Annotated in this window: 24 protein-coding genes; 5 read left to right on the forward strand and 19 right to left on the reverse strand. The window is 54.7% G+C overall.

Annotated elements, in window-relative coordinates:
• Positions 1-410 precede the first annotated feature (410 nt).
• From EDM60_RS08030 to EDM60_RS08105, 16 genes are all read right to left on the reverse strand, one after another.
• Positions 411-857: a hypothetical protein gene (locus EDM60_RS08030; RefSeq protein ID WP_122963495.1), complete on the reverse strand. Its 447-nt coding sequence runs from the start codon at positions 855-857 to the stop codon at positions 411-413.
• Between the two features lie 320 nt (positions 858-1,177).
• Positions 1,178-2,779, reverse strand: coding sequence for a serine hydrolase domain-containing protein (locus EDM60_RS08035; RefSeq protein WP_122963496.1), 1,602 nt, complete (start codon positions 2,777-2,779; stop codon positions 1,178-1,180).
• 72 nt (positions 2,780-2,851) lie between these two features.
• Positions 2,852-3,922 carry a M42 family metallopeptidase gene (locus tag EDM60_RS08040; RefSeq protein ID WP_167470253.1) on the reverse strand — a complete coding sequence of 357 codons (1,071 nt, stop codon included), beginning with the start codon at positions 3,920-3,922 and terminating at the stop codon, positions 2,852-2,854.
• 2 nt (positions 3,923-3,924) lie between these two features.
• On the reverse strand, positions 3,925-4,566 hold the full coding sequence (locus tag EDM60_RS08045) for an FMN-binding negative transcriptional regulator (RefSeq protein ID WP_122963498.1): 642 nt from the start codon (positions 4,564-4,566) through the stop codon (positions 3,925-3,927).
• An 18-nt stretch (positions 4,567-4,584) separates the two neighbouring features.
• A complete protein-coding gene (locus EDM60_RS08050) occupies positions 4,585-5,538 on the reverse strand; it encodes an alpha/beta hydrolase (protein ID WP_122963499.1) in 954 nt (317 codons plus the stop codon).
• Complete coding sequence (locus EDM60_RS08055; protein ID WP_122963500.1) at positions 5,535-6,857, reverse strand: serine hydrolase domain-containing protein; 1,323 nt, start codon at positions 6,855-6,857, stop codon at positions 5,535-5,537. Before EDM60_RS08055 ends, EDM60_RS08050 begins: the two co-directional genes overlap by 4 nt.
• 5 nt (positions 6,858-6,862) lie before the next feature.
• Complete coding sequence (locus tag EDM60_RS08060; protein ID WP_122963501.1) at positions 6,863-7,840, reverse strand: ABC transporter ATP-binding protein; 978 nt, start codon at positions 7,838-7,840, stop codon at positions 6,863-6,865.
• An 8-nt stretch (positions 7,841-7,848) separates the two neighbouring features.
• Complete coding sequence (locus EDM60_RS08065; protein ID WP_122963502.1) at positions 7,849-8,865, reverse strand: ABC transporter ATP-binding protein; 1,017 nt, start codon at positions 8,863-8,865, stop codon at positions 7,849-7,851.
• A gap of 13 nt (positions 8,866-8,878) precedes the next feature.
• Positions 8,879-9,907 (reverse strand): oligopeptide ABC transporter permease, encoded by a 1,029-nt coding sequence (gene opp3C / locus EDM60_RS08070; RefSeq protein WP_122963503.1) that lies wholly within the window; start codon positions 9,905-9,907, stop codon positions 8,879-8,881.
• Positions 9,904-10,836, reverse strand: coding sequence for an ABC transporter permease (locus EDM60_RS08075; protein WP_122963504.1), 933 nt, complete (start codon positions 10,834-10,836; stop codon positions 9,904-9,906). Before EDM60_RS08075 ends, opp3C begins: the two co-directional genes overlap by 4 nt.
• Before the next feature lie 37 nt (positions 10,837-10,873).
• The gene (locus tag EDM60_RS08080; protein WP_122963505.1) at positions 10,874-12,538 is read right to left on the reverse strand and encodes a peptide ABC transporter substrate-binding protein; all 1,665 of its coding nucleotides are present in this window, start codon (positions 12,536-12,538) and stop codon (positions 10,874-10,876) included.
• Between the two features lie 30 nt (positions 12,539-12,568).
• A complete protein-coding gene (locus tag EDM60_RS08085; protein ID WP_122963506.1) occupies positions 12,569-13,507 on the reverse strand; it encodes a dipeptidase in 939 nt (312 codons plus the stop codon).
• Between the two features lie 16 nt (positions 13,508-13,523).
• Entirely contained in the window at positions 13,524-14,486 is a 963-nt protein-coding gene (locus EDM60_RS08090) for an ornithine cyclodeaminase family protein (RefSeq protein ID WP_167470254.1), read from the reverse strand.
• A 10-nt stretch (positions 14,487-14,496) separates the two neighbouring features.
• On the reverse strand, positions 14,497-15,603 hold the full coding sequence (locus tag EDM60_RS08095; RefSeq protein ID WP_122963508.1) for an alanine racemase: 1,107 nt from the start codon (positions 15,601-15,603) through the stop codon (positions 14,497-14,499).
• Complete coding sequence (locus tag EDM60_RS08100; protein WP_122963509.1) at positions 15,600-16,268, reverse strand: helix-turn-helix transcriptional regulator; 669 nt, start codon at positions 16,266-16,268, stop codon at positions 15,600-15,602. Before EDM60_RS08100 ends, EDM60_RS08095 begins: the two co-directional genes overlap by 4 nt.
• Positions 16,269-16,613: 345 nt before the next feature.
• Entirely contained in the window at positions 16,614-17,984 is a 1,371-nt protein-coding gene (locus EDM60_RS08105; RefSeq protein WP_122963510.1) for a D-serine ammonia-lyase, read from the reverse strand.
• Positions 17,985-18,296: 312 nt separating this feature from the next.
• Between EDM60_RS08105 and EDM60_RS08110 the strand changes: the two genes are divergently transcribed.
• Positions 18,297-19,328: an ABC transporter substrate-binding protein gene (locus EDM60_RS08110; RefSeq protein ID WP_122963511.1), complete on the forward strand. Its 1,032-nt coding sequence runs from the start codon at positions 18,297-18,299 to the stop codon at positions 19,326-19,328.
• Positions 19,329-19,454: 126 nt separating this feature from the next.
• Entirely contained in the window at positions 19,455-21,092 is a 1,638-nt protein-coding gene (locus EDM60_RS08115; RefSeq protein ID WP_122963512.1) for an ABC transporter substrate-binding protein, read from the forward strand.
• Positions 21,093-21,170: 78 nt separating this feature from the next.
• Here the strand turns inward: EDM60_RS08115 and EDM60_RS08120 are convergent, their stop codons facing one another.
• Positions 21,171-21,569 (reverse strand): NUDIX hydrolase, encoded by a 399-nt coding sequence (locus EDM60_RS08120; protein WP_167470255.1) that lies wholly within the window; start codon positions 21,567-21,569, stop codon positions 21,171-21,173.
• 203 nt (positions 21,570-21,772) lie between these two features.
• Here EDM60_RS08120 and EDM60_RS08125 point away from each other — a divergent pair, with 203 nt between their 5' ends.
• From EDM60_RS08125 to EDM60_RS08135, 3 genes are all read left to right on the forward strand, one after another.
• The gene (locus tag EDM60_RS08125; RefSeq protein ID WP_122963514.1) at positions 21,773-22,225 is read left to right on the forward strand and encodes a GNAT family N-acetyltransferase; all 453 of its coding nucleotides are present in this window, start codon (positions 21,773-21,775) and stop codon (positions 22,223-22,225) included.
• A gap of 28 nt (positions 22,226-22,253) precedes the next feature.
• Positions 22,254-22,757 carry an NUDIX hydrolase gene (locus EDM60_RS08130; RefSeq protein ID WP_122963515.1) on the forward strand — a complete coding sequence of 168 codons (504 nt, stop codon included), beginning with the start codon at positions 22,254-22,256 and terminating at the stop codon, positions 22,755-22,757.
• A gap of 598 nt (positions 22,758-23,355) precedes the next feature.
• Positions 23,356-24,105 (forward strand): alpha/beta fold hydrolase, encoded by a 750-nt coding sequence (locus EDM60_RS08135; RefSeq protein WP_229049902.1) that lies wholly within the window; start codon positions 23,356-23,358, stop codon positions 24,103-24,105.
• 94 nt (positions 24,106-24,199) lie between these two features.
• On the opposite strand, the gene EDM60_RS08140 is transcribed toward EDM60_RS08135, so the two are convergent.
• Together EDM60_RS08140 and EDM60_RS08145 are read right to left on the reverse strand one after the other, a co-directional pair.
• On the reverse strand, positions 24,200-25,318 hold the full coding sequence (locus tag EDM60_RS08140) for a YheC/YheD family endospore coat-associated protein (protein ID WP_122963516.1): 1,119 nt from the start codon (positions 25,316-25,318) through the stop codon (positions 24,200-24,202).
• A 59-nt stretch (positions 25,319-25,377) separates the two neighbouring features.
• Entirely contained in the window at positions 25,378-26,286 is a 909-nt protein-coding gene (locus EDM60_RS08145) for an RluA family pseudouridine synthase (protein WP_122963517.1), read from the reverse strand.
• Positions 26,287-26,308 lie beyond the last annotated feature (22 nt).

Consider the following 26,308-nt stretch of genomic DNA (forward strand, 5'->3'; position numbering starts at 1 on the left):
ATATTCATAATAATCTTGCATAAAACGTCGAATCTTGTTGACGTATTCGACAACTATCCATTTTATTCCTGCTTCTTACTATTTAAAGCTGTTTGAATTAAATATGCACCTTAACATAAAAAAAGCTCCGACTACAAAAGCGCAGCTCATGCCCCACTGATTCTGTTCTTCTTAATAGTAGTTAATTTGCAACAAACTGTAAATGAAATCCAATTAGCTTCCCGACTATAACTGCTTCCGGGAAAATGGCGGATGCGTCTCGGCTTTTTTCTCGGTCTGGTTGTCATCAGCGGTGTGCTCTACTGGGGCGGGTACTGGCTGATTGGTTGACAGCCTGAGCGCCCTGACTGCCCTTTCTGTTTCCGCCCACAAAAAAACGCATGTACCCGAATCGGTGCATGCGTTTTTCTTTACATGGTCGTTTGCTGTTCTGCCTTGCCCAGTCGGTCCTCGAAAAGCTTGCCGAGCTGGCCGATGTCCACTTCCCACTTGTCGTCCTTGTAGTAGACGGTCGCCTTCGTCTCGCCTTTTTTGCCTACGATGCGAATGCTCGCCGTCTTGACCTCGTAGGTACCATCCGGCTGAAACGTAATGTCTGCATCCTTCAGTTCGCTGTCGAGCACAGGCGTGATCGTCTTGTCCACCACTTCCTGCGTAGCCACCGCCGCTTGCCGTCCCATCTGGATGACTTCCTCCGGGCTGAAGTGAAAAAACAACACCAGTACGACTCCGATGATGGCTGCAAGCGAGATGATCCGAATCAAGCTGCGCACGACCCATTGAGCTGCCAAGATCAGGACTATGATACAAACCGCGACGGGCCAGTAATCTTTCACGAGTTGAAGAACTTGCTCCATCCTCATCACTCCTTCACCATTTCATTTTCGCCAAAAAAGGGCGGTCCCTAATCACAGACGACAGAGAAAATGGCGCTTTTTTTTGAAAAGTAGAAAAAACCGCCGCAAAGGTGCGGACGGACTCTTTCGGCACAACTTTTCAATCTGTAACACCATTCGACAACTGCCGCATCGAGTCCTGCCACGAAGCGCAAAAACGGCGACAAATCAATGACAAATGCGGGAAAGCTGATGGTGGAGACAAGCGCAATGAAGGCTGCCGTACGGATAACCTTTCCAGTCCGTACGGCAGCCTGTTTTTCTTTTGGCTTAGTGCCTGCTTAGTTCCTTTTGGCGAAGGCTACTGCTTGTGCTCTGCCCGTCGACACCCGGAACCCGCTGACCGCTTGATTGGCTGCTCGCGCAAAAGTGAGAGTTACGCCATACAAGCTTCCTCCGACTCCGGCGATAAACTGATCGGGGGCCGTGCGCAGCAGCAGCTGCTTTTTGTTCCGGCGATGCGAGAGATAGAGCGCCCCGTCCTCGACCAGCACCTCGTAGGCGGTTCCCAGCTCCGCGCTCTCGTACGTGCCCGCATATGCCAGCCCGTCTGCCTCGCATTCCTGATCAGGCTGCCATTTTTTCAGTGGGATGCAGCGCGTTCCAAAGCGAAATCCGGCTGTTGAACCGAGATACAGCTCGTAGTTGGCCGTTCCCGCTTGATAGCGGTTTCCCTCCACCTGAACAAGGGGCGCAGCTCCGTACTCTTCAAGCAAATACAGCTGATCTCCCTTGCCCACCACTTGCGCGATGAGCGCGTACGTTCCGTCGGAATAATACGTCCCTGCCACGTCCTCGTCTGCAAAATCGGCATCGTAAAAGTCAGGCAAAACCTGCGGCTCCACCTCGCTCCGCTCCACTCCCAGCAGCAAGTCGACGATTTTCTCCGCAGCCCTGCCGATTACTACCGTATCCGTGTTGCTGAAAATGGCGATATCGATATCCTCTACAGGAAACCGGACGGTACAACTGCGGAATGCCGCGTCTGAACCGTCGTGCCCGATAAAAGGACGCCCCTGGTACAGAGCAGGATCATTCACGATCAATCCGCCCGCGTAATGAATCTTCGTTCCGTCCAGCAGTGTCGGGCAGGCAAACATCTCGGAAAGTGTCTCCCGTTTGCAAATGACCGGCTCCTTGAAGTTGGCCATCCACTTCATAAAATCAGTTGCGGTCGTGTGCAGCGAAGTGGCGCCATACGTGCCGTAGTTCAGCACGGCATGAATCAGCTCCCCGCCGACGCGCTTGTAAGAATCCGCGCCATTTGGAATCACCTGCCAATACCGATCCTTGAAGCACGTTTGCGCCATGCCGAGCGGGGCAAAAATCCGCTCACGGGCAAACTCGTTCAAACTTTTGCCGGACACTCTTTCAGCGATTTCGGCCAGGAGGGTAAAATTCGAGTTGCAGTACATATAGCGGGTAAGTGGCGGAAAATTCAGCTCCGTTTGCGTGGAAATAACGTCTTTGGCGTCAGACTGTGTGATCGTGTCATCAAGCCGGACTCCTTGCAGCATGAGCAGCTCCCACTGATCCCGGATGCCGCTCACGTTGTTCATCAGATTGCGCACCGATACAGGCTCGGCGAACGAAACCATGTCCGACACGTAGCTGCGAATGTCGTCATCTACGTTCAGTAGACCGTCTTCCTGAAGCAGCAGTACACACATCACTGTCACTTGCTTGGACACCGATGCAACATGAAACACCGTCTCGCCCGTGATCGGCAACCTATGCTCCACGCTGGCGTAGCCAAAGCAGTTTTCGTAGACGATTTCCCCGCCTTTGCGAACCACAACCTGTCCGCCCGGGCATACGCCTTGCTGCCAATCTGCGAACAAGTCATCGATTTTTGCCGCTATCCCCGCATCATATCTACTCACAACCTTGCCTCCTCTGGCTCAGCAGACCAGCTTCCTGTTACATCAGTCGACCTCTGCCTCTTTTTCCCAACTCTACCACTTCTGCCGAAAGCTTTCAATGAAAGCGACGAGGAGCTGAACCGCGTTTTCCAGATCGTCCAGATGCACGAGTCCAGTCGCAGAGTGAATGTAACGGGACGGGACCGAGATGCATCCGGCTACCGTTCCTTTGCCAGCGAGGCTGATCGAGTACGTGTCTGTCACGCAGTTCAAATACACGCCACGCTGGTACGGGATGTGATTTTCTTCGGCCGTTTGCACCAGCTTTCTCGTCAGCTTTTTCGGGACGCTGCTTCCCGCCCAGTTGTCGGTGACCCACTCGAAAAACAGGATGACCGGGCCGCCGCCAAGCGCCAGCGGAATCATTTTCTCCTCGATCTTCGGCGTCCCGCCAGTGAGCGCGACATCGAGCGCCAGCGCAACGTCCGGCTGAACGGCGAAAGCGGCAGGGCCTGCGCCGCGCATCCCGACTTCTTCCTGAACCGAGCCGACCGCATAGAACGATGCGGTGAGCTGTTTGCCCGCGAGCCGCTTCATGACTTCGAGCATGACGGCGCAGCCGGAGCGGTCATCGACCGCTTTTCCGGTAAACACTTTGCCGCCGTTCAAAAATTGCCCCTCCCGCGAAAAGGTGACGAAATCGCCGACCGTGACGCCAAGCGCTTCTGTTTCCTCTCGGCTCGCCGTCCCTACGTCCACATACAGCTCGCTAAGCGGAATCGCCAGCTTCGCCTCTTCCGCCGTCACGATATGGGACGGCTTCGCTCCTGTGACTCCCTTGACGACGCCTTTGTCCGTATGAATATCCAGCACCTGGTTGATCACCATGCGGCTATCGTGACCGCCGACCGGGTGAAACCAGACAAATCCTTTTTCGTCAATGTAGCTGACGATAAAGCCGATCTCGTCCATATGCACGCACAGCATGATTTTCAGGTCGGGATCGCTCCCTTTTTTAATGAAAAACTGATTGCCTAGCGCATCGCTTTGGTGCTCGTCCACCACATCCAGCAAATTTTCCCGCAAGTAAGCGGCAACCCGCTCCTCATCCCCCGCCACACCGGGGATCGCGTCCAGTTCGGTCAGCCATTTTTGCAAACTCATGTTCATTGCTCCTCTCCTGATTCTGCTTTGGGCAACTCGCGCTGCATCATGTTTCCTAGCTCTGCCACCACCGTGTCGGGGCTTTGCGCCAGTGCGTCCGCCACCCGTTGGCGAATCGGCAGCGGCTTGTCCTGGCTCAGCTTGAACGCCCCTTCGATTTTCGTTACCTGGATCTCGAAAGCGACCAGCTCTTGTTTCAGCTTTTCTGTATAGTCTTGTGGAATGGCGTCAAAATGCTTTTCATAAGCAGGCTCGAACGTGCGGATCGTCTGCAACAGCGTCTGCGCGACGTCTTCTGCCTGCGAATAAATGACAGGCTTGCCGTAGACGTGCACAGCCGCGTAATTCCAAGTCGGCACACCGTAGCGGCTTTCATAATATTGCGGCGAAATATACGCATGCGGCCCTCGGAACATGACCAGCACGTCCTGCTCCGCAAACGTTCGCCATTGCGGATTCGCCAAAGCCATGTGGCTGACCAGCGTGATCTTCGCCTGCTCGTGCTCATGCTCCACCAAAAACGGCAAATGGGTCGCCAGCGGAATCGTCCCGTCGAAGCTGACGATGGTAGCAAAATGGTACTTTTTCATAAAGGCTACTAGCGTCTCTATATCGTTTTCGCGATAAGATGGGGGAATAAACATCGTCGACCTCCTTGTCTGTCAGGTGTAAAACACGCGTTTCAGCTCGGCAGCCGTTTCGGCCAACGCTTCTTTGCTCGCGTCTACCTCGCCGGAAAAGTTGAAAAAGCTGTGCACCATGCCAAGGTAGCGCTTTGCTTTTGCCGCGACACCGAACGAAGCCAGCCGCTCGGCATACAGCTCTCCTTCGTCGCGCAAAGGATCGAACTCGGCCGTGACGATTACAGCTTGCGGCAAGCCGCTTAAATCGCCAGCAAGCAAGGGAGAGGCGAGCGGGTCGTTGATCTGTTCCTCATCCTGCAAGTAATGAGCGCGGAACCAGAGCATCTCGTCGTAAGTCAAGTTGTATTGATTCCCGCATTCCCGACAAGACGCCGTATCGAGGGCAAACGAGACAACCGGATAGATCAGCAGCTGGCAGCACAAGCCAAACTCGCCGCGATCGCGCGCCAGCAAGGAGACGACAGCCGCCAAGTTGCCGCCTGCGCTCTCTCCGCCAACAGCGATTCGCTTGCTGTCTCCGTTGAAGGAAACCGCATGCTCAACTACCCACTTGGTCGCCGCATACGCATCCGTGACGGCTGTCGGGAACTTGTGCTCAGGCGCGAGGCGATAGTCGACAGAGACGACGATGCAGCTCGCCGCTTGTGCATAATAGCGACAAATGCGATCGGTTATCTCGATATTCCCGAGCACGAAGCCGCCCCCGTGAAAAAAGACGAACACAGGCAGAAGCTCCGGCACCCCTTCCCCGCCTGGGGTGTACAAACGAATCGGCAGCTCTGCTCCCCCTTGTTCTGCCACTGCAATCACCCGATCCTCTACTGCTACTACAGGCGTCTCAAGCTCCGAGAGATTGGCCCGCGCTCGTGAAAAAGCGAGACGCGCTTCTGCGGGCGTCATGGATTCGGTATCTGGCAGTCCAAGCAAGCTTTGTTTGCGAAATACTTCCTTTACTTGCGGATGTACACTCATGCCTTCCTCCCCTTCTCTTGACGAGTCCACATGCGAAATCCGAAAAAGGCCGCCCACGCCTGCTCGTCGTCATTGGCAAAAAACCGGATCGGGTACTCGTCTTTTTCCATGACAAGTGTCTGACTGTCGCTGGCGCGCAAATCGTAGCGCTCGCCGCCAAAAACGAGAGTCGGCTTGTCTTGGGCAAGCTCAATCTGCAAGCTGCCCCCCTCTCTGGACTGATACGTGCCTGCGAGCTTTTCCAGTTGTTCCTTTGTCGCCGTATAGTGCGGCTCCTGGCTTGCTTTTTGCGTGAGCGGCAAGCCGAGCGCCTGGTTGACCGCCGCCAGCCAAATGTCTCCTGCTGGCATATCCGTCGCGTTGATCAGGACAGCTGCGACAAGCCCCTGTTCCGGGACGAAACCGAAGCAAGACGATACCCCTTGCTGACTTCCGCCGTGGCTGACGAGCGTCACGCCCGAATAATCGGGAACGATCTCCAGCGCCAGTCCGTAAAATTGCTTGCGGCCAACCTGATGAACAGGCTGCCACATTTTGCGCAGCAGCTCTTCGCTTGCGACCGGATTTTCGCCGCCTACAAAAGCCGCGCCGTAGCGCAACAGATCGTTGACCGTAGAGCGCAAGCCGCCGCCCACCTCGTAATTTCCCAGACTCGGCCACGGCACCGCTTCCAACTTGCCTGTCTCGTTGTTTTTCATATACGGTACAGAGACGTCAGCCATTTTCGCAATTTCTTCCAGACTGTACGTGGAGCGGTGCATACCAAGCGGAGAGAGGATCGTTTCCGTGACAAATCTGCGGTAGAGCCGGTTCGTCAGCCGTTCGATGATCGCGCCTTGCAGCAAAAAGGCATCGTTCGAGTAGCTGAAATACTCGCCCGGTTTGCCCAACAGCTCGTGCTCCTGCCCCGCGATGTACGTGAGGTGGTCTTCCAGCCTGTTGATTTCCGGTTTGCGGGGAAGAGGCGGCAAGCCGCTCGTGTGCGACATCAAATGATGGACTTTTACCATGCCGGGGTCATCCATGCCGCACAGCTTGAACTCGGGAAGATGCGCGCATACCGGATCATCGAGGGATAAGCGCCCTGCTTCCACCAGCGAAAGCAGCGCCATCACCGTCAGCGACTTCGTGACGGAGCCGCACCCGAACAGCGTGTCGGGGCCAATCGGCCGCTTCGTTTGCAAATCGGCATAGCCAAAGCCGCGCTCGTATACAACCGTTCCGTTTTTCGCAACAGCGATGGCGATGCCCGGAATTTGCTCTTCGTCCATCCGCTTGGTGACGTATGCTTCGAACTCAGGCCAGTTTTCCACTGCCATCTGTGTCACTCCCCCTTCTCCCCATACAAATGGCATTTGACATAATGCTGCGGAAGCACTTCGGCAAAGCTCGGTATTTCCTTGGCGCAAATGTCGAACGCTTTCGGACAGCGCGTATGAAAGCGACAACCGCTCGGCGGATTCAGCGGATTGGGAATCTCGCCTTGCAAAACGATTCGTTCTCTGGACTGCTCCTGAACCGGGTCAGGCAGGGGAATGGCGGACAGCAGCGCTTCCGTGTACGGATGCAGCGGTCGCGCATACAGCTCATCGCTTGCGGCAAGCTCGACCAGTTGCCCGAGGTACATGACGGCGATCCGGTCGCTAATATGCTTCACCATGGACAAGTCGTGGGCGATAAACAAATAGGTCAGCTGTTTTTGCCGCTGCAAATCCATCAGCAGGTTGACGATTTGCGCCTGAATCGACACATCGAGGGCGGCAATCGGCTCATCCGCCACGATAAAGGAAGGCTCGACTGCCAGCGCCCGGGCAATCCCGATCCGCTGACGCTGCCCGCCGCTAAATTCGTGCGGGTAACGATTCGCCTGCCTGGAACTGAGTCCGACAAGCTCCAGAAGCGCGCTGACCTGCTCTTTCCGCTCTTTTTTCGCAAGATTCGGACGATGGATCATCAGCCCTTCGGAAATGATCTCGGTGACAGTCATTCGCGGATTCAAAGACGAGTACGGGTCTTGAAAAATCATTTGCATCTGGCTGGTGTACGCCTTGTGCCCCTTGCGCTCGGTCATGTCGCTTACACGCTCGCCCGCAAAGCGAATTTCGCCGCTGGTCGGCTTGTACAGCTGCAACAGCGTCCGGCCCACCGTCGATTTGCCACACCCGGACTCTCCGACCAGTCCCAACGTCTCTCCTTGCCAAATGTGAAAGCTGACATCATCGACTGCGCGCAGCGTCTGATTCGGCCCGAGCTGGAAATGCTTGCTGAGATGGTTCACTTCAAGTAGTACGCGGTTGTTCATGACCTCATTCACCCTCCTGCGACTCCTGCCAGCCGCTCTTGCTGCTGCGCCCGCTGATCGAGCAGCCAGCACTTGGCTGTATGCCCGCTCGACACTTCTGTGAGTGGCGGCGAAAAATGTTTGCACACCTTCATCACGTGCGCACATCTCGGGGCGAACGGGCAGCCTTGTTGCTGGCGGGCGAGATCAGGCGGCGTACCCGGAATCGGGATGAGCGGCTCGGTGCCAGCGGCATCCAGACGAGGCATCGAGCGCAGCAATCCCCACGTGTACGGATGTTTGGGACGGTAAAAAATTTCCGCAATCGGCCCTGTCTCCACTACCTCTCCGGCATACATCACAGCCACTTTTTGCGCCATGTTGGCGACGACTCCCAAGTCATGCGTAATCAAAATGATGCCCGTCCCCGTCCGTTGCTGAAGCGACTTCATCAGCTCCAAAATTTGCGCCTGCACCGTCACGTCGAGCGCAGTCGTCGGCTCGTCGGCAATCAGGACTTTCGGGTCGCAGGCAAGCGCCATCGCAATCCCGACACGCTGGCGCATACCCCCGGAAAAATGGTGCGGGTACGCCCTGATCCGCTCCTGCGCGTTCGGAATGCCGACCAGTTGCAGCATGTTGACCGCTTTTTCATAGGCGGCGGCTTTGTCGAGCCGCTGGTGCTTGCTGATCCCTTCTACCAGCTGCTGGCCGATCGTCATCGTCGGATTCAGCGACGTCATCGGGTCCTGGAACACCATGGAGATTTCCGCTCCCCGAAGCGACTGAAGCTCTCGCGGAGGCAACGCCAGCACGTTTTGCCCTGCATAGGTGATCTGCCCGGCGGGGATGCTCGTGCTCTGCTTCGGCAAAAGCCGCATGATCGCTTTGGCCGTGACCGATTTGCCAGAGCCGGATTCACCCACGATGGCGAGCGTCTCCTGCTTTTGCAAGCAAAAGCTGACCCCTCTTACCGCATGCACCTCGCCTCGTTGGGAATGAAACGCAACATGCAAGCCGTCTACTGTCAGGATCGGTTGATTCATCGACATCCCCTTCTTATTTCGTCATTTTCGGATCGAGCGCATCGCGCAGCCCGTCCGCAAGCAGGTTGAAGCTGATCATGATCAAACTGATCATCACGGCGGGAATCACCAGCTTGTAAGGGAACAGCCGCATCCCTTTGTAGCCGTCGTTGATCAGAACCCCAAGCGAGGCGAGCGGCGCCTGTAGACCAAGCCCGATAAAGCTCAGAAACGCTTCAAAAAATATCGCGGTCGGCAGTGTGAACATCAAAGTGACGATGATCGGCCCCATCGCGTTCGGGATCAAATGCTTGAACATGATCCGGCTGTTGGAAACCCCGAGCGAACGGGCAGCCAGCACAAATTCCTGACCTTTTAGCTGCAAAATTTGTCCGCGGACAATCCGCGCCATCCCGACCCAGCCTGTAATCGTCATCGCCAAAATAATCGACGTGATTCCCGGCTCCAAGATGAGGATGAACAAGATAATGACGATCAGATTGGGGATGCCGACGAGCACTTCAATGATGCGCTGCATGACGTTGTCGATTTTTCCGCCGTAATAAGCCGAGATCCCGCCATAAAGGACGCCGATGAACAAGTCCAGCAAGGCGGCTACGAGGGCAATCAACAGCGAAATTTGCGTTCCCTTCCACACCCGCGTCCACATATCCCGGCCAAATTCGTCCGTGCCGAACCAGTGCGCCTCCGTTATATTCCGTTTCGCGTACAGATCGACTCCGTTGCTGTCCAGCCCGTCAAACCCGAGCCACCCCAGCCCGCTTATTTTCGGCGGCAAATTGGAATGGGCCACATTTTGCCCGTCATAAGTGTATGGGGTCAGCAGCGGCCCGACAAAAGCCAGCACCGTAATGACCATGATCAACACGAAGGCAGGGACGACTCCGCGATTTTTTCCCAGCCGTTTGAGCGCAGCCTTCCAGGGCGCATCCGCAGCTGAAGCCGCAACCTCCATCGCTACTTCTGCTGCAACTGGCTCGTGCACAAACAAATCGTCGGTTATTTCATGCGGGGACGTCCCGGTTGCCGGCAAAGTCCTCATGTGCTTTCCCCCCATTTTTCACGAATGCGCGGGTCCAAAATCCCGTAGATCATATCGACCAAAAGCACGACCAGGATGAACAACGTGCTGTAAAAGAGCGTAATGCCCATGATCACACTGTAGTCGTTCACCATGATGGATAAAATGAATTGCTCCCCCAGCCCTGGCACCGAAAAAATTTTCTCAATCACCAATGTTCCGGTCATGATCGACACCGCCATTGGCCCAAGCATGGTCACGACCGGGATCAGCGAATTGCGCACGACGTGCTTCCACACCACTCCAAACTCCGAAATCCCTTTGGCCCGCGCGCTCAAAATATAGTCCTGCGTGAGCACCTCCAGCATTTCCGTGCGGATGAACCTGGCGACTGCCGCTATCACCGTCACGGATAGCGCCAAGGAAGGCAGGATGGAATAAGAGTAATCCTCCCAAAGTCCGGGCGGCAGCCAGCCGAGCTTGACGCCCACGTAGTATTGCAACAGCGCCGCGAATACGAACGAAGGGATCGACATGCCCAGGACAGCCATCGTGACGGCTCCCAGGTCAAACAGGCTGTTCTGACGCAGCGCCGAGAGAATCCCCAGCCCCAGTCCGATAATCGAGCCGATCACCATGGCTTGAAAGCCGATCAAAACAGACGGACCGATCCGCTCGAAAATGATGTCCGTGACCAGGCGCCCCTTGAATTGAAAGGAGACGCCCCAATCACCTTGAACCAAATTCCCCAGGTAGCGGGCGTATTGAACGGGCAGCGGCTGATCCAGTCCGTATTTTTGATTCAACGAAGCCAATTGCTGCTCGGACAGCTTGTCCGGGTTGCTGTACGGGGTGCCTGGAAGCAATTTCATCAGGAAAAAGGTCACGGTCGCAATGATGAACAAAGTCGTCAGCATGACTCCCAGTCGTTTCAAAAAATACAGTCTCATCCGCATGCCCCCCATTTCCGCGCCTGGCTTTTCAACCTTACTCCATATGCGTCCATTTGTACGTAAACTCCGGACCGCTCGGATGCCAGATCAGCCCTTTGATTTTTTGGCTCTGCAAAATGACTTCTCCGTATTGATACAGCGGGACGACCGCCGCATCTTTTTCGATGATGATTTTTTCCAGTTGCAGCAAGATGTCGTACCGTTTCCGTGGGTCCAGCTCCTTGTTGGCCTGTGCCACCAGTTGGTCAAACTGCGGGTTGGAATACTTCATCCGGTTCGCCTGGCCGCCCGTCACCCACATGTCCAAATACGTCATCGGGTCGATGTAATCCGGCCCCCATGTGGACAAAGCGATCTCATACTCAAACGCTTTTTCCTGTTTGATCCGCTGCTGGAACGGAACGGTTTTCAGCTTGAGCTTGAAGCCGGGCAAATTCGTTTCCAACTGCGCTTTCAAATACTCGGAAGTTTGTCGCATGTATTCCTGATCCGCCACAATCATGGACGTCGCAAGGCCGCTTTGTCCGATTTCAGCCAAGCCTTTTTGCCACAATGTTTTCGCTTCTTCGACCGTTCCTTTGTTCAATTGTCCGTTCAGCACACGATAATCTTTCATGTCCGGCGAGAGCGAGAACGCTGCTGGCACCAAGCCGTACAGCGGGATTGAACCATCGTTTAACACGACATCTGTCAAGCTTTCCTTGTCAATCGCCATGCCGATCGCCCGGCGGATATTTTCGTTTTGGAAAGCGGCAACATCGGGATTCAGACGCATAAAAATGGTCGTCGGAGTCGCTACTTTTTGGTAGTCTTCCTTGCCTTTGTAAGCGTCAGCCAAAGAGGAGGTCAAACCTGTCACGCGATCAAGCTTCCCCGTTTCATACAGGTTGACGGCTGCCGAAGGTTCCTTTACGATATAGACATTGATCTCGTCCAACTGGACGTTCGCGGCGTCCCAGTAGGATTCGTTTTTCTTGTATTGCCAGCTTTGCTCGTGCTTCCAGTCGTTCAGAACAAAAGGTCCGTTCGCCAGCACCTGGTCGTACTCCAGGCCATACTTGTCGCCTGCTTTTTCCACGAATTTCTCGTTTTGCGGCAAAAACGGGGCAAGTGGCAGAAGCGGCAGGAACAGTGGATTCGCTCTGTCCAGCTTCACTTCCAGCGTCTTCGCATCAATCGCCTTGATGCCCAAATCGTCCGGCTTCTTCTCGCCTTGCAAAATCTTGTCGGCATTCGCAATCCCGGCCATTTCGAAAAATACGCCGAATGGCCCCACTTCCCGCAACACCCGCTTCCAGCCGTATTCAAAATCTTGGGCCGTTACCGGATCGCCGTTCGCCCATTTCGCATCGCGCAACAAAAACGTATGCGTCAAAGCGTCCTCGCTCGTTTTATGCTCCTGCGCAATCGCGAGGATCGGTTGGTGCTTGTCGTCGAAGCGGAACAACCCTTCGTTGATGTTGTTGAGCACCGTAGAGCTGACCGCATCGGAAATCTGGGCCACATCGAGCGTGGCGATCTCCGCGCCTTCGGACACATTCAGCACTTGCTTGACGGCACTCGCTTCGCCCTGCTTTCCTTCACTGGCAGGAGAAGCGTCATTTTTCCCAGCCGACCCGAAGTTGCATCCTGCGAGCGCCACGCCGCTTACGAGAACGGCTGTCACGAAACAAAGGAACCGCTTGCTTGCTACCCTCATGATTCTTTTCCCCCTTATGCTCCTGTCTGTTTACCGTTTTTGTGGTCTGTTGCGCATAAAATTTTCCGAGGCAAAGCCGCGCACTTGCTCGTCTGTATAGTACCGCGAAAGCTCGTGCAGCAAATTTTGCATCATGCCTGCATGGGAAAGTCCTTCGATGCGTTCGGGCATCGAGATGCCGTCGAAGTCGGAGCCGATTCCGATGTACCGCTCACCGCCCAACCCGCAAAAATGTTCGATATGGCGGATCAAGTCCGGGATCGCAGCCTTTCGTCCCTCCTTGACGAAGGCGGGAGAAAAAAATACGTGGACCAGACCCCCTTTGGCGAACAGCGCCCGCGCCTGTTCATCAGACAAATTCCGCGGATGGTCGAGGATCGCCCTTGCATTGGAGTGGCTTGCGATAGGATGAGCTGCCAGCTCGATCACGTCCCAGAAAGCCTGTTCATGCAAATGCGAGACATCTGTAAAAAGCCGATTTTCATTCAGAAAATTCACTACTTTTACGCCGAACGAAGTCAATCCCGTAGCCGTTTTGTCCAACGCTCCGCCCGCAGCGAGATTCCCATGATTCCAGGTCAATCCGACAGAGCGCACCCCCAACTGATACAGCGTCGTCAACATGGACAAGTCTTCTCCGATCGCATCCACTCCTTCCAGCGAGAGCAGCGCTCCGATTTCTCCGTCTCGCAGCCGATCGATGTCGTCCCATTCCTTGATTTGCTTCATCTCGGGATTTTTCCCCAAGACTTCCTCATGGAAATAATCCATTTGCGCAAGCACAGACGAAAGCTTTTGCTCCACAGACAAGTCCGGCGGCGGAAACAGCGCGAAAACTTGAACTTTTACTCCGCCTTGCTGCAAACGCGCTTTGTTCGACTCCAACTGTGGTGCATTGGCGAAAGCAAGCTCGCCTTTTGACAGCCACATTTTCAACAACGTGTCGCAATGCAGATCAACTACGTGCATAACAGGCTGTCCCCCCTTACAAGTCTACATACATGCCCTTGCCCGTCTCCTTCGCCTTGCGATACACAAACGCGGCAACGCTCAAATCTTGAACGGCGATCCCCGTCGAGTCGAACAAGGTAATCTCGCTCGCCGATTGGCGTCCCGGCTTTTCCTTGCTCGTAATTTGTCCCAGCTCTGCAAACAGACTGTCGCGGGAAGGCTGTCCTTGCAATTCTCCCAGGTGCGAAGCTTGCTCCCACCAATCGCAGACGAGCTTGTCCGGCAGCCGATCCAGCTCGATCTCCCTTTTCCCGCTCGTATCGCTTCCCATCGCATTCACATGAGTTCCCGCCTGCAGCCACGACGACTTGAGCACAGGCGAAAAGGCAGGTGTCGTCGTGACGACAATATCGGCTTGCTCGACCGCTTCCTGCGCCGAAGCGGCTTGTCTGGCGCCGAGTCCCATCCGCGTGATTTCCTCGGTCAGTCTGGCTGCCGAAGCATCTGTGCGGGAGTAGACGGAAACGGTTTCAAGCGGAAACAGGTGCAGCAGCCCTTCCAGCTGCGCTCTTGCCTGGACGCCTGCGCCAATCAGTGCGACCGACTTACTCTTTTGGCGGGCTAAATATTTGGCCGCAATCGCCCCTGCCGCCGCTGTGCGGATCGCCGTCAGCAGATTGGCGTCCAGGAGGCACGTCGGCTCGCCCGTTTGCGGACAAAGCAGCAGCATGACGGATTGATGGTTTGTTTTGCCGCTTTGCCAATTGTCGCTCCAGAAGCCGCCTGTCTTCAGGCCAATCGCTGACTCCTCACTCAAATACGCTGATTTGATGCTGTAAATCCCGTTGTGCTCCCCGACTTTTTCGCGAACGGACGGGAAAACGGCGCTTTTGCCTTGAGCAAACTGGGAAAAAGCCAGCTCCACCGTCTCCATCGCTTCACGGAAGCTCAACATCTCCGCAAACAATTCCTGATTGATTACGAGCACTTTTGCCATGACTACACCCCTATTGATTGCATCCTCGCGCATGGATCGGAAACACGGTTTCGACTTTTCCGTCGCGTATTCCGTAAGCCACCTGGTACAAATTGACGGTTGGACAAATGTGGTTCGGAATGATTTCGATGCGCTGGCCGATGGAAAAGGACGTTCCCGGCACCATAATCGCATGCTCATCCGACAGTTTGCGGATGTGTACATCCTGCTGCCCTCGTACCTGCCCAAAACCGCTGGTCGCAAGCAGGCCGCTCGCCCGCGAGTCGATTGTCATCGCTTTCGCCCCTGCATCAGCCACAGCACGTTCGCCATTCGGCCTGGAAATAACCGTGCCGAGAATCGTCGCGGCACAGCGCTCCGTATCTCCGAAAAAGGCGGCGTGCGTCCTGTCGTAAAACACGTAGGTGCCCGGACGTATCTCGGTGACTCCGGGAACGACGCCTGCCCCAAGCAAACCGAGCGTGCAACCGACACTGACCTCGCAGGGAAAGCCCCAGCGCGAGCGGATTCGCCTCCCGATCTCGACCATTGTCTCCTGCGCTTGGCGCGCCACTTTTTCCAGCTCGCTTCTGTCTGCCGCGTTATACACTTGTCCTTCATGAGTGAATATTCCATCTATTTTTGTTTCAGGGAATTTTCTGATAATTTTCTCGACAAGGCTCTCTACCTGATCCGGTTCCACGCCACAGCGCTGCAACCCGGTATTGACCTCGATCATGATTCCGACGGAGCGAGCCTCTCCCCCGTACTCGGAAAGCTGTTCTAGCTGAACAAGCGAATCGACCGCCAGCCTGATGCGTGCTCGCCTCGCCAGTGCTTCCAGTCTGGCAAGCTTTTTTCTCCCGACAATTTGCGTCGCCACAAAAATGTCTGTCAGTCCATAGTCGGCCATGACTTCCGCCTCGCCAAGCTTTGCCACGGTAATCCCTTGTGCTCCGCCATCGATCTGCATCTGGGCGATTTTTGCGCATTTGTGCGTCTTGATGTGAGGGCGAAGAGCAGCCCCTCCTGAATCGGCGAGCGACTGCATCTCCTGCACATTTTTCTCCAGACGGTTCAGATCGATGAGCAGAGCGGGCGTGTCCAGTTCGTCCACGCTTGATCCGATCAGCTTCATCTGCTCAACTCCTCTTGCTCCTGCTTCTGATTCCTGCGCAGCTCGTCTAGGTAGCTGTACATGGTTACCTTGGAAATTTTCAGCTCGGCAGCGACTTTTTCCAACGCGCCCTTGATCAGAAATACCCCTTTTTTGTCCATGAACTGGACGATTTGCATTTTTTCGTTCTTGTCGATTTTCTCTACGTCTTTCTCGGCGATCATCTGGTTAATCATCTGCTCCACAATCTCCCACACATTTTGCACCACTTCCACTTCTTCGCGCTCCAGCGGCTCCTCGTCCATGCGGATGAAGTCCTCGATGAACTCGCGGGTGCTCACCAGTGGGTGAATGTCGATGTTGATGCAAAAAGCGCCGATGGCTTCCCCGTCTGCATTGCGGATCAGCGCGGTCGTCGACTTGATCGTCCGCCCATCCTCCGTCTCGGTCCGGTAATTGGCGACGACGTCATTTTGCAGCTTTTGGGACAAGAGAACTTGTGTGATCAAATGGTTGAACGATTGCCCGACAGCTCTGCCCGTGACGTGGTTGTTCGCGGTGTAGATGACGGACGACTGCGGCGAACTCAAATCGTGGAGCACAACTTCGCAGTTTTTGCCAAACGTCTGAGCCATGGCATCGGCGATCGGAATGTATCGGCGCAGTTCCTCGGCGTATTTTCCCATGCTTCACTCTCCTTTCCTCCGGGATGGTGGTGCTATTTGTTATCCCTCATTATACTTGTCCATATAATTTATTCAAGATAAAATATAATTTTTTCTATAAAATTCTGACGAATAGACTTTCTTATCAAAGCTGATCAGAGCCAGAATCACCCGTTAATGCAGCGAAATAACAGCTTCTCCCTCCAGTTCACAAGAACGAGAGCAGAAAAAGTTATACATAAAAACTTCTCTGTCTTTTCTGCGTTTCTCTATATTTTTTTCTACACCAGATAACGCATCGCCTAAAAAAAGAACGCCCTCGATCCTCGCAGACCAACGGCGTTCTCGTGTATGAATGAAACGATGTTACGAATGGCTCTGCTCTTCGCATTCCAATCCTTTGGCATAGTACGCTTCCTGAATATGCGCAGGCACCATGCTGCCCCCTGTCGCCCAGACGATATGGGTTGCGTTTTTCATTTTGTCCGCAAGACCGTGCTGCTCGATGTACTGCTGCCCCGCTGCTTGCCCAAGCAAACGGATCGGCCCTGGCATGCCAGCCAGCGCAGACGGCTCAAGCCGCACGGATTCGCTGTCGCGCAAAGCCCGCAGCAGCCTGTACAGCTCCCCGTCCACCACCGTGTAGACGCCGCTGAGCAACGGTTCCATGACTTTGCCGACGAAGCGCGAAGGACGTCCTACGGCGAGTCCGTCAGCGTCTGTCTTGTTGTCGATGCCAAAGTCTTGCACAGCCAGCTTGTCATGATATCCCGTCATCAAGCCGAGCAGCATGCAAGGCGAATGAGTCGGCTCCGCAAAAAAGCAGTGGACGCGATCGCCGTAAAGCAGCTTCAATCCGTAGGCAACGCCACCCGGCCCGCCGCCTACCCCGCACGGCAAGTACACGAAAAGCGGATGCTCGCTGTCCACGATCACCTGCTGCTCCTCCAGCTGCTTTTGCAACCGTCCGGCGGCGACGGCATAGCCGAGAAACAGCCGCTTGGAGTTTTCATCGTCAATGAAATAGCACTGCGGGTCGGCTTCTGCCTGCTTTCTTCCCTCTTCGACCGCTTTGCCGTAATCGGATTGATACTCGACGACTTGCACGCCTTTTGCGCGCAGCAAATCTTTTTTCCACGCTTTTGCATCCGCAGACATATGAACCGTCACCCGAAACCCGAGCTTCGCGCTGATGATCCCGATGCTCAGTCCAAGATTGCCTGTCGATCCTACGGCGATGGAGTATTGGGAAAAGAACGCGCGGTACTCTTCTGTGGCAAACACGGAGTAATCGCCGTCTGCGGGCAGCCTATCGTGCTTTTTCGCCAGTTCTTCTGCGTGGGCAAGCACCTCGTAAATCCCGCCTCGCGCCTTGATGGAACCCGCGATCGGCAAATGGCTGTCGCACTTTAGCAGGAGACGGCCCGGTATTTCCTGACCAAAACGCCTTGCCAGCTCGTCTTGCATGTTGGGAATCGAAGCAAGCGGCGACTCGATTAGCCCGGAAGCCGAGCTCGTTTCCGGAAAAGCCTGCTGGATAAACGGGGCAAATCGGCGCAAACGCTCCTCTGCATCTTGCACCTCTTCCGCCGTAACCGTCATTTCTGCTTCCGCCACCGGAGTCAGACGCGGATTTGTCCAAAATACTTCCGCTGTTGCCATCAGCTCGGACAACAACGGATACTCGCTTTTCCATTGCTCGATTGTTTTTCCTTCAACTCTCACACCGTTTTCCATCGCAATCGCAAACCTCCACCATTAGGCATTTGATATTCGGGAATATTTCGTCTTTTCAACCGCTGTGAGTCATCTGTGTGATGAAGCTTGTCCTTTAGTATGATAGTGCAACAAGAACGCGGGAAGCAACCCATTTGCCGGAAAAGAAAGCCCTCTTTTCGGACGCAAGCATTACACTGCCAGCCTTGTTCTCTTGTTTTTCTATTAAAAGAATTTACGTTTGTCCATTGAGCAACCTCCTGCGATCTCCTAAGATGAGGTTGATTGATAATCATTATCGATACATTTTTACAAGGGAGATGTCCTCGCAAAATGATACAGGTACGACCACTCATCACCACCTTGCAAGCTGTCTTCTTCTCCGCAGCGCTCTTGCTCTCCGGGTGCGGGCAATCAGCACCTACCCCCGCCCCAACCGATGCTGCCCAGAAGACAGCGGAAGCGCCTGCCACTGCAAAAGGAGCCGCTGCAACCACGCAACCGACGGGCGACAGCCAAAAGCAAACGCGACTGTACAAAGACTTCATGAATCGCGAAGTGGAAATTCCCGCGCACGCCGAACGCGTGATCTTCATCGGCAATACGGCTGGAGATTTGCTCGCCCTCGGCGTCAAGCCTGTCGGGCTGAATATGATCGATGCGAAGCCGACCGTGTTCGGCGACGAGCTACAAGGCGTCGAGGACGTGGGCCATCCGGGCGATCCGGAAAAAATGCTCGCGCTCAATCCCGATCTGATTATTCTCGGTGTGAACATCGAGGAAGAGCGGCTGCAAGTGTTTTCGAAAATCGCTCCGACTGTCGCTTTTGACAAATATCGGCCTGTGAAGGAGCGCTTGCTGACGTTGGGCGATATTTTGGACAGACAACCAGAAGCCAAGGCGTGGATCGCCGACTACGAAAAGCAAACAGAGCAGTTCTGGAGCAACATGCAAGCCCAAGGTCAGGTGAAGCCGAACGAAACGGCCAGCGTCTTTATTTTTTACGACGGCGGCAAAAGCCTTTACGCGCTTGGCACGCAAGGACTGTCCTCCAGCCTGTATCACGCAAAAGGCTTCAAGCCGACTGAGGCTATTCAAAAAATGCTGGACAACGGCGTGTCTTTTGAGGAGTTTTCCAAAGAACGGCTCGGCGAAGTCGCCGGGGCTCACCTGTTCCTGATGGTGTCGCTCGACGACTCCAAAGCCGAATTTGAGCGTTTCATCGAAAACCCGCTGTGGAAAAACTTGCCTGCCGTCAAAAACGGCCACGCCTATCTCGTAGACGCAAAATGGGGCTATGACGACGCCATTACCAAGCAACGCATTTTGGGCGAGCTGCCAACCATTATGCAAGCCAAAAAGTAGATCGATTCGACACCTTGCATTGCCTGTGAACAGCTTTTCAACCTTTTCGTTGAAAGGCTGTTTTTCTTTGCGTATGATAGATAATGATTATTATTCTCGATTGTTAGCAAAAGGAGGCTCTCCTTTTTGAACCAACTTGCCATCCCTCCCCTGCGCACGCTCTTGTTCTCGTTCCATGAAATGCTGTTTCAGTCGCCTGCCGAGCCTGAACGGATTTCGCCTGGCGCTCATCATACGCTTTTGGCATGTACAGGCGGGTCAGGTGCCGTGCAAGTAGACGAGACAAGCCTGATGTTGGCAAAAGGAACCTGCTTCCTGTTGCCGCCGGATACATCGTGCCTCGTTGCGCCCGCTGCGGAAGAAAGCGTCAGCTATTTTCGGCTCGATTTCTTTGTCTATCAAATGGAGGATCAGTCGTCTCATCCGTATCGGGGAAAGCTGTTCGCCGGGGCGGATGATTTTGTCGTTCATCCGTTTTCACCCGTTTTGCAAAAACTGCAAACGTTGTATGCCAATCGTCACCCGGACAACGATCCCGGCGGAATGCGCGAGCGCATTTTGTTTCATGAGCTGCTGGAATTGATTTTCGCTGCCAAACGAAACGCGGATACGCGCCTGTCGCCGGAGCTCGCTGTCGAGCAAACACGCGCTTTTTTGCACACGCATTTTCAAGAGCCGATTACCGTGGAACAGCTGGCTGCTCTCGCCCACCTTCCCCGTTGGCAATACTCTCATCTGTTCAAGTCGCTGACAGGGCAAAAGCCGCTCGATTACTTGACCGATTTGCGGATCAGGCGGGCAAAGGAACTGTTGCTCTACTCGGATGATCGGCTTTATGAGATTGCGGACCAGGTCGGTTTCAAAGACCAATACTACTTTAACCGTCGCTTCCGCCAAGCCACCGGGGTGACGCCGCGGCAGTTCATCCGCATGCAGCAGGAGAGACTGAGCTACCGGGACGCAACTGGACGCAAAATCGCCCTGCCCCCTGCCCCGGAGCGGATCGTGATGATCGGCGATGCCCCGGGGGAACTGCTCGCGCTCGGCGTAAGTCCCGTCGGCGTCAACAAAGCAAACAGTTCGGGCATTTTGTACCAGGAACAACTCTTTGGCGTCGCTGACATCGGTCACCTGGTCGATTGGGAAAAGATCGCGGAGTTGCAGCCCGATCTGATCCTGCTCGGTTTTTGCGAGGACGAAGAGCTGATCCGGAAGCTTTCCCGGATCGCCCCGATCGTGACGTACAACAAATACGCCCCGCTGTACCAACGCTTTCGGACGATTGCCACGATCGTCGGGAGGCAACAGCTTGCAGAGGAATGGATCGCAACGCATGAGCAGAAGCTGAATGCGCTCAAACGGCACTTACCTTTGCCGAATCGGGAAGAAACGGCGTCTTCTTTCATTTGTCAGGATGGGAAACTGTTCGTCATGGCCGGAAAAGGGCTGCTCTCTACGCTTTACGGCTCGGGCATGGTGAACGCTCAGGCCAACATCCGGAAGCTGATCGCGCAACATGTCGCCTTTGCCGAAGTCACGCCGGAGCAACTGCCCTTGTTCGCCGGCGACCGCGTCTACTTGATTCAGTCGGCCAATGACAGCCAGACCCGCCAACAGCTGGAGCGGACGGCTCAGTGGAGCAATCTGCCAGCCGTGCAAAACGGACAGGCTTACCTGATCGACGACAAATGGAACTACGACGACCCGATCACCAAGCAGTATTTGCTCGACGAACTGCCTGTGCTGCTCGGGCAAACTTCATAGTGCTTTTTGCACGGAGTGGATCAATGTGCACATGAAAAAAGCTCGCGGCTGTTGCAACCGTGAGCTTTTTTGGGCAATTTATTCTGCCTGGTAGTGTGCCTGATTGCGCATCAGTTCACGGATGTTGGGCAAATACGGCATCAACTTTTCTGCTTCCGCAATGCTTTTCCACTCGATCGCCTGAATCTCGGAATCGGTCGTTCCCAACTCGCCGCCGACAATCTCGCCCATAAACGTGACAAATGTCGCAAACTCGCGGCCAATGACCTTTTCGCTGACATGCACAATCTTGCCGACCTGCACGGACAGCCCCGTCTCTTCCATAGCCTCGCGCTTCGCTGCGTCGCAGAGCAGCTCGCCATTTTCCCGCTTCCCGCCTGGCAAACTCCAATACTCCTCATTTTGCACCATAAGCACTTTATCGGTATCTTGGTCATACAGCAAGACGTAGGCCACATTTACGTGAATCAAATCCATAGCTGCTTTCCTCTCTTTTCTCGACTTGACTGGTCCCATCCTGTAGCTTGATTCCCGCTTTTGGATTGGCACATTTTACAAACTTTCGCAACGATTGTTATAATAGCACAAATTACAAGCTTTCCACACGCGAGGAATGGCCGCTGACAGCGCGGTTCCTTTTCCCCGATGTGGATAGGTTTTTGGCAAAAGGAGAGAACGATATGGAAATCAGAAAGCTGGCTCCCCATGAAGAAGCGCCCATGGATCTGCTCTTGCTCGCAGATCCTTCGCAAAAATTGGTGGAAGACTATTTGCAAAGGGGCCAGTGCTATGTTGCCGCCCAGGATGAACAGTTTGTTGGCGTCTATGTCCTCATCTCTACGCGCCCCGATACGATTGAGCTGGTCAACGTCGCTGTAGACGAAGCGCGTCAAGGACAAGGCATCGGCAAAAAGCTCGTTTTGCATGCCATCGAGACAGCGAAAGTGTCCGGCTACAAAACGATTGAGGTCGGCACAGGCAACTCCAGCCTGGATCAACTGGCCCTCTACCAAAAATGCGGCTTTCGCATGACCTGGATTGACCGGGACTTCTTTCTGCGCCATTATGAGGAAGAAATCTATGAAAACGGCATTCAGCTGACAGACATGGTTCGCTTCTCCCAAGACATTTGAGAGCGGGCGTCACCTGGAAAGGAACGATATGTACACGTACACCATCTGTTTTCTCAAGCATGCAAACGAATACCTTCTGTTGAATCGGCGCAAACCGCCGCTGATGGGCCGCTGGAACGGCGTCGGCGGCAAGCTCGCGCCAAACGAGTCTCCGCTTGACTGCGTGCTGCGCGAAGTTTTCGAGGAGACAGGCATTGCCTTGTCCTCCGCCACTTACAAAGGGGTCGTTTCGTGGAAGCTGGACGGAGATGTCGTTGGCGGCATGTACGCCTATGTGGCGGAACTGCCTGAGACGTTTGAGCGTCCGCTGACGCCACGTCGCGTAGAGGAAGGCATCCTGGACTGGCTTAGTCTCGACTGGATGCTGCATCCGAAGAACGAAGGGATCGCCGAAAATGTTCCGCAGTTTTTGCCGTACATGCTGGAACACGAGCAGCCGATCCAGCACGTTTTTACTTATGAGGGCGATCGGGTAATCCAGTACGAGCGCCTGCCGCTCCCGGAAGTGGCAGAAGCGGTGAAAAACGGATAGCTTTGCTGGTCGGTTCAGGTTCACCTCCCTCCACCATGGCGTGGCAAGGGAGGTTTTTTATGGGGAAAAGGCGGATATGTTACTGAACAACAATCTCGCACCTGGCACTAAAAGACCGTAAGCTCCTGTTCTTTTGCGAAACAACAAATCATTTCCCGTGTGGTTGTCTCGCGTAGAATTTTTTATATGGGAGGTTTATAACTTTTTCTGCGCATCGTTTTTTGATCAGGCGCGATATTCACTAAGATCAAACTCTCTGCGATGCCCAGTTCCAGTCAAGAAAGCGGGTGGTCCTGGCTGTTTAGCTGTATCGAACACTCCGAAATCTCCCCCAAACTCCATCTTGGCAAGCATTGGGCAATTCGCCCAACTACTCTCCCCTCACTCAGACAAAACAGCCAGACGAGGTATCGGGCAAGTTGGCAACTCCACTTTGGCATGTTGGAAACCAGCATTAAGTTTACATAATTAAATTATGGTTCACCTAACAGCACGATCCTACTCTCTCTATTCCCCCTAAAAACCTTTTCCATTTTGTGGAACTTGATCGGTTTGTCCACGTATGTAACCATATCAACCTAAAAGAAGGTGGCTTGCTTTGGCGATCGAGATCAAGAACATCCGTACTTCAAAAGGAATGCTGCAATACAACATCAGCGGCGACGGCTCGCCCAAGCTGGTGCTGATCAACGGCGGGTCTGGTCCCATCGAAGGCTGGATGCGAGTCCTCCCCGCCTTGTCTGCGGAAAGCTCCGTTTTTTCCTACAATCGCTTGGGCGTCTCGGGCAGCGACAAACCGCAAGAGCCTCAGGATGGCGTCACGATTGTGGAAACGCTGCGCGAAGCACTAGCCGCTGCCGGCTGGGAGCCGCCCTTTTTGCTGGTGGGACATTCTTTGGGAGGGCTGTACGCCAATTTGTATGCCCGCCGCTATCCTGCTGAAGTATCCGGGATGGTCCTGATTGAAGCCAGCCATCCGAAAGATCTCCTGCTCGGGGACTACCAAACCAGCGCGGTCAAGGCAATCAACAGATTGCTCGCCCTGTTCGACTCCTGGTCTGCACACAAAAAGTTCAGTGAGGTGCATTTTGTCCAGCAAACCGTCGCCCAGCTGAATGATCACGCGGCATTCCCTGACATCCCGCTGTACGTCATCACCGGAGGCAAGGAAAACCGCATGATGCCAGAAGCAGCGCGGCGAAAAAGGTGGGAGAACCAACGGGAATTGCTCGCCCTCTCCCCGCAAAGCCAGCATGTCGTCGCCAAAAACAGCGGACATTTCCCGCAATTTACGGAACCGCAGCTCGTCATCGAGACGATCCTTGCGTGTGCGAAGCAAATCAGATAATCAAGTGATCTCCCGCTTCACCCGCTTTTACCCGCACCAAACAGCCGCAGCTTCATCAGCCCGGCTGTTTGCTCCGCTTTCTGCTTGCTTTTTCTTACCGACTCGCAACCTTTCGTTTCAGCAAAGGCTCGCGTCCTTCGCGCCCTTGCGTTTTCGCCAGGTAGATGGCGTACTCCAGCGGCCGTTGGATCGCGCGTTTGTACTGTTCCGTAGCCCCCATCTCGCGAAAAATTTCTCGCGCTGGCTTGGGGTTGACTTCGATCAGCCAGGCGCGGCCGTCTACATCGATCCCGATGTCCAGTCCGAACTCCACCATTCGCCCAAAGTGATCTTCCAGCGTCTCCGCTGTTTGATGGGCGAGGTCTTCACAGTCGCGGACGATTTGCGCCGAGCGTTCCTCGCCGAATTTGGGCTTTAAAAAGGCGGGAACCGGCACAGCTTTTCCGCCCCCGTGCAGGTTGGAAGTAGCGCTGCGCTCCCCCCCTACCCGGAAGCCGTGGCCTGTGATGCTCCACTCGCCCTGGCCGTTTTTCTGGATCAAAAGCCGCATGTCTACGGCTCGCGCTGGCACCAGTTGCAGCCGCAAGCCTTGCTGAACGATGTACTTCTCTTGCCTTGTCCACCGATCCGTCCAGCGCAAAACGGCGGAGATGTCGGAAAAGACCTTGGAAATCTTCGCCCTTTGCTTGTCGCGCCCAAGCAGACGATACCCTCCGCCGTGCTTCTCGATCGAGAGGATGTTGCGTCCGCCTGTTCCATTCAACGGCTTTACGTACAAGAGCGAATGCCTGCCGAGCATTTTGATGAGATTTTGCCGATTGTACAAAAGCGTTTCCGGCAGCCAGCGATGCATGCGCGAATCGCGGTGCAATACCTCATGGACGCGCCATTTGTTCGCCAGACGATTGTTGGCGTACAAGAACGGGCTTGTGCGGCGAAATGCCACATAATCCTTGAACGCCTGAGTCGGTGTGTAACGGTAACGGTCGAACACAGCGTCCGGACGGTCAAACAAGCGCGATTGCCACTTGCCGTTTGCATCCAGGACGTACCCTCTCACCTGCTTGCCTGATGCCAACACGTCTTTTGGCGAAAATAAAAAGGCAGTGCAGCCCAGTTCTTGTCCCGCCTTCAGCAATCGGCGAAAATAGGTCGGCTCCGCGAATCGCTTGCCCTCCCGCCAAGTCAAGATGCCGATTGTGGGTCGTTTCATCCTGCCACCCTCTCTCGTTTCTTCCTTGGCAGTTTATTCACCATCCGGCAAAATGGCGCTTAGCGCAGCTTCTTTTCCAAAGCGAGCAAATCGAGCGGCAGCGGGGCCGACACCTGCACCAGCTCTCCCCCGAACGGATGGGCAAGCGTCAGTACCGCCGCGTGCAGCGCCTGTCTTCTGATCAAATCTTGCTTCCCTCCATACAGCTCGTCGCCCAGCAACGGATGCCCGATATGACTCAGGTGGACGCGAATTTGATGCGTGCGCCCTGTCTCCAGTCTGCACTCGACTTTTGTCGCCGTCTTGTAGCGTTCCTTGACTTCATAGTGCGTGACAGCAGAATCGCCGTTGGGCGCGACTCTTCTGCGGGTGGCATGATACCTGTCCTTGCCGATCGGCTCATTGATTTTGCCGTTCCCTTTTGCCATCTGCCCGGAGACGAAAGCGAGGTATGTCCGCTTGATTTTGCGCTCGCGCAGCATCTCGTCCAGCAAGGCCGACGCCCAGGCGTGCTTGGCGTACAAAACCACCCCGGACGTATCCTGATCCAGCCTGTGCACATGGCGCACTTTCGCTTGCAGTCCGGTGCGGAAAAAGTGCCCGGACACCAAATGATCCAAAGTCAGGTGATGGTTCGGCTCGGTTGGATGAAGCAGCATGCCCGCAGGCTTGTTCACGATCAGCAGATGGTCGTCTTCGTACAAGATCGGCACCGTTTCGCTCGCCGGGTCCAGTCCGAGCGGCTCTGGCTGGCACAAGCGCATGCGAATTTCCTGTCCCTCTCGCACTTGCGTGTGCTGGGCACAAGGAGCGCCGTCTACAAGCACTTCTTTATGCTGAAACAAAAGATGGACCTGCTTGCGTGGCAGCTTCCATCCCTCGCGCAGCAGGTTCCCGATCGGAATGGCGTCGTCCTCCGCCTGCAAGTGGCAGACGAGCCATTCCCCTTCTTTTTTCATCGATCGCATGGTCAATCTCCCTGCCTTATGT

Origin of the sequence: Brevibacillus parabrevis, assembly GCF_003710905.1 — a bacterium.
GTDB lineage: Bacteria > Bacillota > Bacilli > Brevibacillales > Brevibacillaceae > Brevibacillus > Brevibacillus parabrevis.

Coding starts and splice junctions, on each gene's coding strand:
- EDM60_RS08060 (WP_122963501.1), bottom strand. CDS start 7,840: ATGAACAACCGCGTACTACTTGAAGTGAACCATCTCAGCAAGCATTTC.
- EDM60_RS08065 (WP_122963502.1), bottom strand. CDS start 8,865: ATGAATCAACCGATCCTGACAGTAGACGGCTTGCATGTTGCGTTTCAT.
- EDM60_RS08040 (WP_167470253.1), bottom strand. CDS start 3,922: ATGAGTTTGCAAAAATGGCTGACCGAACTGGACGCGATCCCCGGTGTG.
- EDM60_RS08095 (WP_122963508.1), bottom strand. CDS start 15,603: ATGAAGCTGATCGGATCAAGCGTGGACGAACTGGACACGCCCGCTCTG.
- EDM60_RS08045 (WP_122963498.1), bottom strand. CDS start 4,566: ATGTTTATTCCCCCATCTTATCGCGAAAACGATATAGAGACGCTAGTA.
- opp3C (WP_122963503.1), bottom strand. CDS start 9,907: ATGAGGACTTTGCCGGCAACCGGGACGTCCCCGCATGAAATAACCGAC.
- EDM60_RS08130 (WP_122963515.1), top strand. CDS start 22,254: ATGTACACGTACACCATCTGTTTTCTCAAGCATGCAAACGAATACCTT.
- EDM60_RS08145 (WP_122963517.1), bottom strand. CDS start 26,286: ATGCGATCGATGAAAAAAGAAGGGGAATGGCTCGTCTGCCACTTGCAG.
- EDM60_RS08140 (WP_122963516.1), bottom strand. CDS start 25,318: ATGAAACGACCCACAATCGGCATCTTGACTTGGCGGGAGGGCAAGCGA.
- EDM60_RS08050 (WP_122963499.1), bottom strand. CDS start 5,538: ATGAGTGTACATCCGCAAGTAAAGGAAGTATTTCGCAAACAAAGCTTG.
- EDM60_RS08105 (WP_122963510.1), bottom strand. CDS start 17,984: ATGGAAAACGGTGTGAGAGTTGAAGGAAAAACAATCGAGCAATGGAAA.
- EDM60_RS08030 (WP_122963495.1), bottom strand. CDS start 857: ATGGAGCAAGTTCTTCAACTCGTGAAAGATTACTGGCCCGTCGCGGTT.
- EDM60_RS08120 (WP_167470255.1), bottom strand. CDS start 21,569: ATGGATTTGATTCACGTAAATGTGGCCTACGTCTTGCTGTATGACCAA.
- EDM60_RS08100 (WP_122963509.1), bottom strand. CDS start 16,268: ATGGGAAAATACGCCGAGGAACTGCGCCGATACATTCCGATCGCCGAT.
- EDM60_RS08090 (WP_167470254.1), bottom strand. CDS start 14,486: ATGGCAAAAGTGCTCGTAATCAATCAGGAATTGTTTGCGGAGATGTTG.
- EDM60_RS08080 (WP_122963505.1), bottom strand. CDS start 12,538: ATGAGGGTAGCAAGCAAGCGGTTCCTTTGTTTCGTGACAGCCGTTCTC.
- EDM60_RS08075 (WP_122963504.1), bottom strand. CDS start 10,836: ATGAGACTGTATTTTTTGAAACGACTGGGAGTCATGCTGACGACTTTG.
- EDM60_RS08055 (WP_122963500.1), bottom strand. CDS start 6,857: ATGGCAGTGGAAAACTGGCCTGAGTTCGAAGCATACGTCACCAAGCGG.
- EDM60_RS08125 (WP_122963514.1), top strand. CDS start 21,773: ATGGAAATCAGAAAGCTGGCTCCCCATGAAGAAGCGCCCATGGATCTG.
- EDM60_RS08110 (WP_122963511.1), top strand. CDS start 18,297: ATGATACAGGTACGACCACTCATCACCACCTTGCAAGCTGTCTTCTTC.
- EDM60_RS08085 (WP_122963506.1), bottom strand. CDS start 13,507: ATGCACGTAGTTGATCTGCATTGCGACACGTTGTTGAAAATGTGGCTG.